The organism is Romboutsia sp. MSSM.1001216sp_RTP31141st1_G3_RTP31141_220114 (assembly GCF_039031195.1).
In the GTDB taxonomy this organism is placed as follows: domain Bacteria; phylum Bacillota; class Clostridia; order Peptostreptococcales; family Peptostreptococcaceae; genus Romboutsia_C; species Romboutsia_C hominis.
In genome coordinates this window covers 1-9,875 of the sequence record NZ_JBCIUO010000033.1, presented here as the reverse complement: position 1 = coordinate 9,875, position 9,875 = coordinate 1, and the positions used below count along the sequence as shown (strand labels likewise).

The 9,875-nt window shown below is 28.1% G+C and carries 7 protein-coding genes and 1 rRNA gene; all 8 read right to left on the bottom strand.

The features are described 5' to 3' along the window. Nucleotides 1-81, bottom strand: a 16S ribosomal RNA gene (locus ABCP60_RS15320); the annotation flags it as partial. A gap of 540 nt (nucleotides 82-621) precedes the next feature. Further along, nucleotides 622-1,248, bottom strand: coding sequence for a YesL family protein (locus ABCP60_RS15315; protein ID WP_343102111.1), 627 nt, complete (start codon nucleotides 1,246-1,248; stop codon nucleotides 622-624). Between the two features lie 57 nt (nucleotides 1,249-1,305). Further along, nucleotides 1,306-2,340, bottom strand: a complete 1,035-nt coding sequence (locus tag ABCP60_RS15310; RefSeq protein ID WP_166506044.1) for a LacI family DNA-binding transcriptional regulator — start codon at nucleotides 2,338-2,340, stop codon at nucleotides 1,306-1,308. A gap of 64 nt (nucleotides 2,341-2,404) precedes the next feature. Further along, nucleotides 2,405-3,886, bottom strand: a complete 1,482-nt coding sequence (gene malQ, locus ABCP60_RS15305; RefSeq protein WP_343102110.1) for a 4-alpha-glucanotransferase — start codon at nucleotides 3,884-3,886, stop codon at nucleotides 2,405-2,407. 24 nt (nucleotides 3,887-3,910) lie between these two features. Beyond that, on the bottom strand, nucleotides 3,911-4,765 hold the full coding sequence (locus tag ABCP60_RS15300; protein ID WP_343102109.1) for a carbohydrate ABC transporter permease: 855 nt from the start codon (nucleotides 4,763-4,765) through the stop codon (nucleotides 3,911-3,913). Further along, on the bottom strand, nucleotides 4,765-5,610 hold the full coding sequence (locus ABCP60_RS15295) for a sugar ABC transporter permease (protein ID WP_343102108.1): 846 nt from the start codon (nucleotides 5,608-5,610) through the stop codon (nucleotides 4,765-4,767). Before ABCP60_RS15295 ends, ABCP60_RS15300 begins: the two co-directional genes overlap by 1 nt. Nucleotides 5,611-5,794: 184 nt before the next feature. Continuing rightward, the gene (locus ABCP60_RS15290) at nucleotides 5,795-7,141 is read right to left on the bottom strand and encodes an ABC transporter substrate-binding protein (protein ID WP_343102107.1); all 1,347 of its coding nucleotides are present in this window, start codon (nucleotides 7,139-7,141) and stop codon (nucleotides 5,795-5,797) included. Nucleotides 7,142-7,333: 192 nt separating this feature from the next. Continuing rightward, on the bottom strand, nucleotides 7,334-9,592 hold the full coding sequence (locus ABCP60_RS15285; RefSeq protein WP_343102106.1) for a glycogen/starch/alpha-glucan phosphorylase: 2,259 nt from the start codon (nucleotides 9,590-9,592) through the stop codon (nucleotides 7,334-7,336). Nucleotides 9,593-9,875: the final 283 nt, after the last annotated feature.

Genomic DNA, 9,875 nt, shown 5'->3' with positions numbered 1-9,875 from the left:
CTCCGAAGAGAATCGCTCGACTTGCATGTGTTAGGCACGCCGCCAGCGTTCATCCTGAGCCAGGATCAAACTCTCAAGTAAAAGTTGTTACCTGCTCAGACTATCATTATCTGAATATCTGGCTTGGTTGTATTCGATTCTTTTAAGAATCATTAGTTATATAAATTAACCTACTGTTTAATTTTCAAAGTTCATTTTCTCGACTTACTTATCTTACCAGGTTATTAACCTTTAGTCAAGATTTTCTTTCGTTTTATTTTTCGTCCGTATCTCTTGGACAAGTAATACTTTATCACCTTTCTAATTATTAGTCAACATATTTTTTTAATTTTTTTGTAATATATTTTTAAAAATTTATTTGTGTAGGATTTTATTAACATTACTAAGTAGTGTTATATTAAGTAAAACTCTTTCAATCCATTTTTTATCCACATTATCAACTAATTTATTAACTTTTTTAAATTTTATCTAAGTCATAATAAACAATAAAAAATTTACTTTAATTAAGCAATGTATCGGCAAAGCGTCATGTCATAACGCCTTATCCAATTACATAAAAAAAGCATAGATTAATCTATGCTATTATATTACTTATTATTAAATAAATATATTTATACTTTTTTAATTTATATATTTGTAAAATATTTTATTTAAAAATATAGAGTTAATATATGAAGTAATCCCAAATCCAATTACCATATAAAAAAATAATATATATCCAAAATAATCAACTAATGAAAACATCAATATTATACATAATAAATTCATAGTCAACATTATTATTGTATAAGGTAGGTTTTGTATTGATATAAGAATAGAATTTACTATAGTATTTTTTATAGTGTTATTAAATTTAGATATAATAGGAAATACATATGTAAAGTTAAATAAAAATATTATCCCTACTATCGTAGATATAAGCTTTAATATTACCCCCAAAGTTTTATCAGATATTAAATTAGATATGTGAAAATCTAGTAATAATACACTTCCAACTACTATCATTAATATCCATACTACAGTGCTAATTTTAAAATTCTCTTTAAATCGTTTTATAAACTCTTTAGTAACATGTACATCTTCATCTTTAACCTTTTTTAAAGCTACAGAATATGTCGCTGTTAAGGATGCTCCTATTGTTATAACTGGTATACTAAAAACTATGAATAAAAAATTTAACACTACTATATCTGTTATATTATCTAACGTTTCCCAAAACTTGCCATCATATCTAAATAAATTATCCATAAAAAATCCTTTCTATTAGTTGTAATCATTACTTAAAATTATTCTTATTTTCCAAATTTATTTATCTAATTTAGAAGTTGATTGTCTTACAAGCAATTTTCCTTCAAAGATTTTATGTTGATTTTTACTTTTCTTATTAATTAAGTCAAATAATATCTTAGTGGTCTCCTTTGCCATTTCCTCAATAGGTTGGCGTATTGTTGTTATAGATGGATTATAATAATATGTAATATCTAATCCATCAAATCCTACAACAGAGTAATCTTCTGGTATCCTTTTTCCAGACTCTAGTATAGCTTTACATGCTCCAATAGCCATACTATCAGAAATTGCATAAATAGCAGTAAATTCTTCTTTAGAGTTTATAAGCTCTTTAGTTAGATTATATCCATTCTCCATACTATATGAATTAGGGCTATCCCAGGTATATCTAATTAAATTTTCATTTATTGGAATATTTCTACTTCTTAAAGACTTTCTGTATCCTTCTAAACGTAAATTACTTATACTCATATCTGTACTATATGATGCTAGAATTGCAATTTTTTTATGTCCATTATCACATAAAAAGTCTACTATCTTTTTACTTTCATATACGTCATCAACCGATACTGATGAATATAAATTCTTATCTACATTATCTGTTATAGCTATTGTACTTAGTACAAATGGTATTTTTATTTCTTGTAACTTATCCTCTTGGTGTGAAAAAGATCCACCTAAAAATACTATTCCTTTTAATCTTTTTTCTTTTATAAGCTCTAAAGCTACCTCGACCTCATCTTGACTAGAGTCTACTCTATGTAATATAAATGTATATTTTCTATTTTGTATTTCTTCTTCAAATACTTTTATCATATTTTGAAAAAATGGGTTATCTATACCTTTTATTAATACTCCTATAGTTTTCGTATCTGAAAGTTTTAAATTTCTGGCACTATTATTAGGAATAAAGTTACTTTCTTTTATTACTTCCATAATCATTCGTCTAGTTTCTTCATTTATATCTGGATGATTATTGATAGCCCTTGATACCGTACTTACTCCTACGCCACATTTTTTTGCTATATCTTTAATTGTGATTGCCTTCATATCAACGGCTTCCTTTCAATTTAATATTTTAATGCATTAACACATCACATAATATATTTCAAAATTATTTTCTTCCATATAGCTTTGTTAACATCCTTATTTTTTTTATTAAATTTTTAGAGAAACAATTTGGATTCATTCTCCATTTCCAGTTATCCCCTAATGTAGATGGTATATTTATTCTAGCTTCATTACCTAATCCTAAATAGTCCTGAACGGGTATTATACAAGTATTAGCTACACTTCTCATAGCTAAGCATATAAAATCCCAGTGTATTATACTTTCTCTAGTATATTTATTATTCATGTAATTAACACACATTCTTTTATCTTGCGGATTAATTTTCTCATACCACCCTTTAATTGTACTATTATCATGAGTTCCTGTATATACTATACAATTTTTGTCATAATTATGAGGTAAATAATCACTTTCTTCCCTTGAATCAAAAGCAAACTGTAGTATTTTCATACCTGGGTATCCTGTATCTTTTAAAAGCTGTTTTACACTTTCTGTTAAAAAACCTAGATCTTCTGCTATTATTTCTACATCTCCTAGCTTTTCTTTTATATATTTAAATAAATCTAAACCTGGACCTTTTTCCCACGCTCCATTTATGGCCGTTTTTTCTCCATATGGTATAGAATAATACTCATCAAAACCTCTAAAATGATCTATCCTTACAACATCATATAATTTAAGAGAATACTCTATTCTTTTAATCCACCACTCATACTCTGTATATTTATGATATTCCCAATAATACAGTGGATTTCCCCATAATTGGCCTGTTTCAGAAAAACCATCTGGAGGACAACCCGCTACAGCTGTAGGAATACAATCCTTATCTAATTGAAACAACTCTGGATTAGCCCATGTATCAGAGCTATCTAAAGCTACATATATAGGTATATCTCCTATTATTGATATTCCTTTTTCATTTGCATAAGCTTTAAGTTTACTCCATTGTTTAGTGAATAGATATTGTTGATACTTATAAAATGTAATATCATCTTTTAACTTTTCTTCATATTTCAATATAGTTTCTTCTTTTCTTGATCTAATATCATCATCCCACTCTATCCATGACTTTGAGCTAAAAGAATCTTTTATAGACATATATAGCGCATAATCGTGTAACCACCACTTATTTATTTCACAGTATTCTTTAAATATTTTATTTTTACTTATGTTACTTCTTTCATAAGCCTTTCTTAAAATTTTAAATCTTGACAAGTATATTTTTTCATAGTCTATATATTTATTGTTACTTCCCCAGTCATAACTATTACATTCTTCTTCAGATAAAAGTCCTTCTTTAACCAATTCATCTAAATCTATAAAGTATGGATTCCCTGCAAAAGTTGAAAATGATTGGTAAGGAGAATCACCATATCCTGTAGGCCCTAGAGGCAGTATTTGCCATAAACTCTGACCTGCTTTTTCTAATATATCTACAAAATCATAAGCTTCCTTTGAAAAACTTCCTATTCCATATTTTGAAGGTAAACTTGCAATAGGTAGCAACATACCACTTCTTCTCATAATATCTCTCCTCTACCCCTTATGTTATCCTTTGACAGCACCAGCAACTACACCTTCTATTATGTGCTTTTGACATATTAAATAGAAAATTATAATAGGAATGATTGCTAATACTAACATCGCCATCATTGCGCCCATATCTCTATTTCCATTTGAGCCTACTAACATTTGAATTACTACTGGTATAGTTTTGTATTTTGTAGATAAACCTATAACTAAATAAGGTAATAAATAGTCATTCCATATCCACATAGCATTTAATATGGCAACAGTGATTGCAGTTGGTTTTAAAATAGGAAGCACTATATAAAAATATGTTTGTAAAGGATTACATCCATCTATCATAGCAGCTTCTTCTATTTCTAATGGAATTGATTTTATAAAACCACTAAACATAAATATCGATAATCCTGACCCAAATCCTAAGTATAAAGCTACCATACCTAATGGATTTGCTAGGTGTAAAGTATCAGCTAACTTTGACATCGGGAACATTACCATTTGAAAAGGTACTATCATAGAAAATACAAATAAGTAATACAACACACTTGTAAATTTACTCTTTACTCTTGTAATGTAATATGCTGTCATAGAAGTAAAAAGTAAAATTACTACTACTGACATTATTGTAATAAAAAATGACCATCCAATAGCACTTAAAAACCCTGTTTTCTGTAAACCATTAATATAATTTGTGATACCTACAAATGTTTCTGCAGTAGGTAAGGAAAAAGGATTGTCACTTATAAAGAATTTTCCCTTAAATGAATTTACAACTATAAATATAATCGGTGCTAAAAATACTACTACTAATGCACAAAGTATAATAAATACTATATTGTCTCCTACATTCTTTTTTCTAGCCATTGTGTTTTGCATTACTGTTCAACCTCCTTCTTTCTAGTGAAGTATAATTGAGAAAGAGCTATTACCGCTACTATAACAAAGAATATAACTGCCTTAGCTTGACCAACACCCTCATAATTATTTCTTCCATAGAATGTATTAACTATATTAAGAGCTAGCATTTCTGTTTTATGCATTGGGGCTCCATTAGTTAATGCTAAGTTTTGGTCAAATAACTTAAAGCTATTTGATAAAGTTAAAAAAGTACAAATTGTAATAGATGGCATTACCATTGGTATAGTTACATTTTTTAGCGTCTGCCATTTTGTTGCTCCATCAATTTTTGCTGACTCTATTAATTCATTAGGCACACTTTGAAGCCCAGCTATATAAATAATCATCATATATCCTATCATTTGCCAATTCATAAGTATAATTAATCCTATAAAGCCATACTTTTGATTAGCAACAAGAGTCGTTCCATAATTAGCTAAAAATAAATTTATCATAGACTGCCAAGTATACCCAAGAACTATCCCACCTATTAAGTTTGGCATGAAAAATACAGTTCTGAAAAAGTTTGTCCCTCTTATCTTTTTTGTTAAAAAATAAGCAAGGGTAAATGCAAGTATGTTAACTGTTATAATAGATATAATTGTAAATATCGTAGTAAATCCAAAAGCCTCAACAAACCCTTGACCTGCTGAAAAAGCCTTTTTATAGTTTTCTATTCCTACAAATGTTGCATCACTTATTGTAATAAACTCACAAAAAGATAAATATAAACCTGTTATAAAAGGAATTATAAATGCAATAGAAAATGCAATCAGAGTTGGAGTTAGGAATATCGGAAAGTATTTTTTTAGTGCTTTTTGCATAATGTTCCCCCTAATATTAATAATTTTAAACTTCTTATAACAAATTAGTTTAAAGAAAAAGCTTAAACCATAAACAAGCATTTCTCTCATCAAATAAATAGGATTTATCCTAAATTATATTAACGATATTATACTGTTATCTATGGCTAAGCCCTTTCACTTACAAATCAAATTAATTCAAAATTTATTTAGATGCTTCTTTTTCACTTGCCCATTCTTCAACTACTAATTTCTTAACATCTTCCCACTTCATATTTCCATTACAATACTCAAGTAATGCTGCACCAAAATCATCTTTAAATGTTTGGCTAGGGAAAGAAGTAAAGTTCCAGTCTACATTGTATAAATCTTTATTTCCTAAATATCTTAAAACTTCTTTAGCTAATGGATCTTGAGGTGTTTCTGAATCTTTGAAAGTATTAAATGGAGCTATGAAACCTAATTCATTTGTTACATGATTTTTACCTGTATCAGAAGTGAATAACCATTCAACAAACTCAATTGATGCTTTTTGATCTGCTTCTGAAGCTTTACTATTTATAGAGAAGAAATTTTCTGTTCCTATACAAAGTCCTTGTTTTTCTTCACCTTCAATACCTGTATATATCGGCATAAATTTAACATTTTCTGCTTTAACAGTATTTCCTTCAACTTCTGATATTTGACTCCATCCCCAGTTACCATTTTGAACCATTGCAGCTTTTCCAAGTGCAAATTCAGCCATTGAGTCTGAAACTGTCTTGCTACCTAATAATGCAGGTTCACAAGTTGAGTTATTTATGTATAGGTCAAATATATTTTTAAAGTTATCTGAATAAGTAAAATCTATTTTGTCTAAGTTAGATACTCCCTTATCTTTATATTCATAATAAACAGGAAGATTCGCTAAATGAGTCTGCCATCTCCAATCTTCACCAGGAGTTAGTGATGTAGAAGCAAATACTCCATCTATCCCTAATTGATCTTTTTTAGATTGCATATCTTCTGAAACTTCTTTCAATTTTGCAAAATTATTTATTTCATCTATTGATTTAGCTTTTGCACCATCTAATGCAAAGTATTTATCCATTATTTCTTGGTTGTATATTATACCATACCCTTCCTCAACATAAGGTATACCATACACTCCATCCCCATCTTTTATAGCCATATCTTGATTTAATAAGTTACTATAAAGCTTTGTATCTTTTAAATCAGCACAATACTCTTTCCATGATTCATATCCTACTGGACCATTTATTTGGAATAATGTAGGAGCATCTTTTTTAGCTATTTCTGACTTTAATGTTTGTTCATAAGTTCCACTTGCAGCTGTAACAACTTTTACTTTTACACCAGTTTCTTTTTCATAATCCTCAGCAATTTTCTTCCATTGTGGTTCTGATTCTGGCTTGAAGTTTAGGTAATATACTGATCCTTTACCATCTTCCTTAGCTGCACTATCATCAGAGGATGAAGAACATCCTGTTAGTGCTGCTGTTGTTAAAACTGCAGATAACGCAATTGTTACAAACTTTTTCAATTTAATCATAGTAAATCCCCCTTTTTTAATTTGCATCCCTTTGAAATTTCACTGGTAACGTTACCGAAAACATTACTAATATCGATTTCCTGCCCCCTTTACTTAAATATTATCATCTACAATTCTCAAAATCAAGAAATTATTCTTTTATACTTTGTCCTTTATTTTTAGTAATCATATACTGTTTTATAATTGACTTTTCTACTGTAACTTCCAAATACCTTTATTATACTGATTTATAGTTCTATCTGAAGAAAAATAACCTGCTTTACTTATATTAACTAGCATTCTTTTTGCCCACTTATTTCTATTTTCATATTCTTTAAAGACTTCCTCTTTCTTTTTGCAATACTCATTAAAATCTAATAAAGCCATAAACCAATCTTTCCTTATTATTTCTTTATATAGCCTAATAAGATTTTCTTCACATCCAATGTGCATTAACTCTTCACTAACAATAAAATCTACTATTTCTTTTATATTTTTATCCTTTATATAAATATCAAGAGGGTCATAATCTCCATTTTCATAGTGTTTAATTACATTATCACTCTTCTCCCCAAATATAAATATATTATCATCTCCAACAAGTTCATGTATTTCTACATTAGCTCCATCTTCTGTACCTAGCGTTAATGCTCCATTTAGCATAAATTTCATATTACCAGTTCCACTTGCTTCCTTTGAAGCTAATGAAATCTGTTCTGATATATCGCATGCCGGTATTAGTTTTTCTGCAATAGTAACATTATAATTTTCAACCATTACAACTTTTAAATATTTACTAACTTCTTCATTATTATTTACAAGTTCTTGTAAACATAATATTAAATGTATTATATCTTTTGCAATAGTATATGCTGGGGCAGCTTTTGCTCCAAATATAACTGTAATAGGAGTTTTTGGTGTATTCCCTTGTTTAATTTGCAAATACTTATAAATTACATATAATGCATTCATTTGTTGCCTTTTATATTCATGTAACCTTTTTATTTGTATATCAAAAATAGAATTTTCATCTATATCTATATTTTGAGTCTTTTTAAGATAATTTTTTAATTCAACTTTATTAGAATGTTTTATATCTAATAACTTTTGAAGTACTTTTTCATCATTTATATATTTTATCAAGTCTTGCAATTTTTCTGCCTCAGCTTTAAATTCGTCCCCTATCAATTCTTCTATAAACTCTGTTAATAGTGGATTACAATGAATAAGCCATCTTCTAAATGTTATTCCATTCGTTTTATTATTAAACTTTTCAGGATAAATTTTATAAAAATTATTTAATTCATTGCTTTTTAATATATTAGTATGAAGCGATGCTACTCCATTTACACTAAAACTATAGTGTATATCTATATGAGCCATATTTACATTATCATTTTTATCTATAATGTACACAGACTCATCTTCATAAATTTCTCTAACTCTATCATCTAACTCATTTATTATAGGTATAAGTTGTGGAACAACCTTTTCTAAATATTTAATAGGCCATTTTTCTAGAGCTTCAGCTAAAATTGTGTGGTTAGTATATGCACATGTTTTAGTTACAATTTTTATAGACTCATCTAATTCTATTCCTCTTTCAACTAATAAACGTATAAGTTCTGGTATAATCAAAGTTGGATGAGTATCGTTTATCTGTATTACTGCATATTCATCTAAGTCATGTAAGTTGCTTCCTTTTGCCATACACTCATCTAATATATATCTAGCACCATTACTTACCATGAAATATTGTTGATAAATTCGAAGAAGACGACCTTCTTCATCACTATCATCAGGATATAAGAATAAAGTAAGATTCTTTTCAATATTATCTTTATCAAAATCTATACCATCTTTTACTATACTTTCATCAATCGTTTCTATATCAAATAAATGAAGTTTATTAGTTTGGTTATTATATCCTGTAACATTAATATCATAAAGTATAGATCTTAAAGTAAATTCCCCAAAATTAATATCATAAGTCGTATTGGTTTTATTCAACCACCTGGACTTATCAATCCATTCATTTTTTTCTTCTGTTTGTAAGTTATTATTGAATACTTGTTTAAATAAACCAAAATGATAATTTAAACCAATACCATCTCCTGGAATTCCCAAAGTTGCTATAGAATCTAGAAAACATGCTGATAATCTACCAAGACCACCATTTCCTAAAGATGGCTCAGGCTCTATCTCTTCTATCTCAGATATATTTTTTCCATGCTTTAATAAGATTTCTTTTACTTGATCATATATACCTAAATTTATCAAATTACTAGATAATAATTTTCCTATCAAGAATTCTGCTGATATATAATATAATTTCTTTTTGCCTTGATTTTTGATTACTTTTTTCTCGCTAAGCTCTTGAACTAATTCTAATAATGCAAAATAAATTTCCTCATTTGAACAATCAGATATGTCTTTATTAGTTTTTAATTTTAGGCTTTCTGATAAATTCACCTACAATCCCCCTTTTTATTGACTAAATATTTTATTTAGCAATTTTGGAAACGTTATCGGAATCGTTTCCAAGATTACGAAAATTTTCACTCTTAAGGTAATTGTAGTTTATTAAACTTTTTTTCACAACATATTTTTTTAATTTGCATTTTTTTTATAAATTTATTCCAATATTAAATACTTAAAATTTTTATATTTTTGAACGCAAAAAAAGATTACGTGGCTACGTCTTACTCTCCCAGGAGGTCGCCCTCCAAGTACCATCAGCGCTAAAGAGCTTAAC

Excerpts from the sequence above, each read along its gene's own strand:
- ABCP60_RS15290 (WP_343102107.1), bottom strand. The coding sequence starts at position 7,141 with ATGATTAAATTGAAAAAGTTTGTAACAATTGCGTTATCTGCAGTTTTA.
- ABCP60_RS15295 (WP_343102108.1), bottom strand. The coding sequence starts at position 5,610 with ATGCAAAAAGCACTAAAAAAATACTTTCCGATATTCCTAACTCCAACT.
- ABCP60_RS15310 (WP_166506044.1), bottom strand. The coding sequence starts at position 2,340 with ATGAAGGCAATCACAATTAAAGATATAGCAAAAAAATGTGGCGTAGGA.
- ABCP60_RS15315 (WP_343102111.1), bottom strand. The coding sequence starts at position 1,248 with ATGGATAATTTATTTAGATATGATGGCAAGTTTTGGGAAACGTTAGAT.
- ABCP60_RS15300 (WP_343102109.1), bottom strand. The coding sequence starts at position 4,765 with ATGCAAAACACAATGGCTAGAAAAAAGAATGTAGGAGACAATATAGTA.
- malQ (WP_343102110.1), bottom strand. The coding sequence starts at position 3,886 with ATGAGAAGAAGTGGTATGTTGCTACCTATTGCAAGTTTACCTTCAAAA.